Origin of the sequence: Streptomyces anandii JCM 4720, assembly GCF_014650655.1 — a bacterium.
GTDB classification, from domain to species: domain Bacteria; phylum Actinomycetota; class Actinomycetes; order Streptomycetales; family Streptomycetaceae; genus Streptomyces; species Streptomyces anandii.
On the sequence record NZ_BMVJ01000074.1, the window covers coordinates 1 to 1,578 of the forward strand.

Sequence of the window (1,578 nt, forward strand, 5' to 3'; positions counted from 1 at the left end):
GTGTCCTACTTCGTTTGATGCTTGACGCGGTGACGTCACTTGATGCTTGACGGTTCCGTCCTCGGTTTGCTGTCTGCGACTGCTTGTCGTGGAGGGGGCCGAGGCCGGTGTTAGTGGAGCTGAGCGTGGTCGAGCAGCGTTATCACGCGGTCATGGAAGTGGCTGCTGGGGCGTCGAAGACGGAGGTCGCGGCCCGGTATGGGGTCTCGCGCCAGTCGGTGCACTGCTGGGTGCGCCGGTATGAGGAGGGTGGTCTGGCGGGGTTGTCGGACCGGTCGCATCGGCCGAGGTCGCATCCGTGGCAGATGCCGGCCGGGGTGGAGGCGGCCGTGCTGGAACTGCGCAGGTTGCATCCGCGGTGGGGGCAGCGCCGGTTACGTCATGAGTTGCAACGGCGGGGTGTCGAGCCGCTTCCGTCGGAGGCTTCGGTCTATCGCATCCTGGTGCGGCACCAGTTGATCGTGCCGGTGCAACGGCGCAGACGTCGGGAGGATTACCGGCGGTGGGAGCGGCCGGGGCCGATGCAGTTGTGGCAGCTGGATGTGATGGGCGGGTTCTGGCTGGCTGACGGTCGTGAGCTGAAGCTGGTGACCGGGGTGGATGACCATTCCCGGTTCTGTGTGATCGCATCGGTGGTCGAGCGGGCGACCGGACGGGCGGTGTGTGCGGCGTTCACGGCGGCTTTGGCGGAGTTCGGCTGCCCGGAGGAGGTGCTGACCGACAACGGCAAGCAGTTCACCGGCAGGTTCGGGACGCCGGGTCCGTCCACGGAGGTGTTGTTCGACCGGATCTGCCGGCTGAACGGCATCAAGCATCGGCTGACCAAACCGCGTTCGCCGACGACCACAGGGAAGATCGAACGGTTCCATCAGTCACTGCGGCGGGAACTGCTCGATGACCAGGGGCCATTTGCCGACCGGGAGGCGGCTCAGGCGGTCATCGACGGCTGGCGGGAGGAGTACAACACCTTGCGTCCGCATCAGTCGCTGGGCATGGACACCCCGGCCGACCGGTTCCGGCCCGCCCTGGCAGACGGGCTCGAGCTGAGGCTTCCGGCCCAGCTGACCGGCGTGACGGCTGCTGATGGGCAGCCGGGGCGGCCGGTCGAACCGGTCGGGGAGGCGGTGCTGGGCTCTGCGGAGGCGGTGGAGGTGGACCGGGTGGTGCCGCCGAGCGGGAACCTGGCGGTGGCCGGCCAGCAGTTCTGGTTCGGTCCCCGGTATGCGGGCCGGCCGGTGACGCTGTGGATGGACAGCACCACCGTCCACGTCAGCCTGGGCGGGCAGCGCATCAAGACGGTGCCGTCCCGGCTCAGCACCGCGGATCTGGTGCGGCTGCGGGCGTCCGGGGCCCGGGCCGCCGGTCCCGCTCCGGCCGGCCGTGCTCCTGGCCGGCTTGCGGCGCAGGTGCCCATCGAGGTGGCCCGCACCGTGAACGCCTCCGGGGTGGTGGGCCTGGCAGGCCGGCAGATCATCGTCGGGGTTCCGCTGGCCGGGCAGCGGGTGACGTTGCGGCTGGACGGGCCGTTGATGCAGGTCATCGCTGACGGAGCACTGATGCGGACGCTGACCTGCCCGA

General features: G+C 69.5%; 1 protein-coding gene. It reads left to right on the plus strand.

Annotated elements, in window-relative coordinates; all coding sequences use genetic code 11:
* Positions 1–119: 119 nt before the first annotated feature.
* Positions 120–1,578, plus strand: a 1,459-nt coding sequence (locus IE249_RS35350) for an IS481 family transposase (RefSeq protein ID WP_229860019.1), incomplete at its 3' end; no start/stop codon positions are given.